The sequence below is a fragment of the Algibacter sp. TI.3.09 genome, assembly GCF_038154905.1.
GTDB lineage: Bacteria > Bacteroidota > Bacteroidia > Flavobacteriales > Flavobacteriaceae > Algibacter.
On the sequence record NZ_JBAKAN010000040.1, the window covers coordinates 1 to 301 of the forward strand.

Below are 301 nucleotides of genomic sequence, written 5' to 3' on the forward strand. Positions count from 1 at the left end.
ACTTAAATTCATTCATTAATAGCGATTCTAAAATGTGTTTTATAACCTCCATTACCGTAAGCCCAAGTGTAGATTTAGTAGAAGGATACTTTAAAGATTTAGACAAAAACTTAGCACAAACACAGCACAAACTACTGGCAGCAGGTTATAAATTGCAGGAACTTGATGAATCAGCATTTAAATCGGACATTAAATTCTTCCCGAATATACTTCCTCTTTTAAAAGAAGTTTAATTAATTTAATTTTTGTTTAACAAATATACAAAATAAGTTAAACAAAAATTAAATTAATTAAACTTCTT

At 26.9% G+C, this 301-nt stretch carries 1 pseudogene; it reads left to right on the forward strand.

The features are described from left to right. A pseudogene (locus V6246_RS18240) lies at positions 1-233 on the forward strand (hypothetical protein); the annotation flags it as partial. Between the last annotated feature and the right edge of the window lie 68 nt (positions 234-301).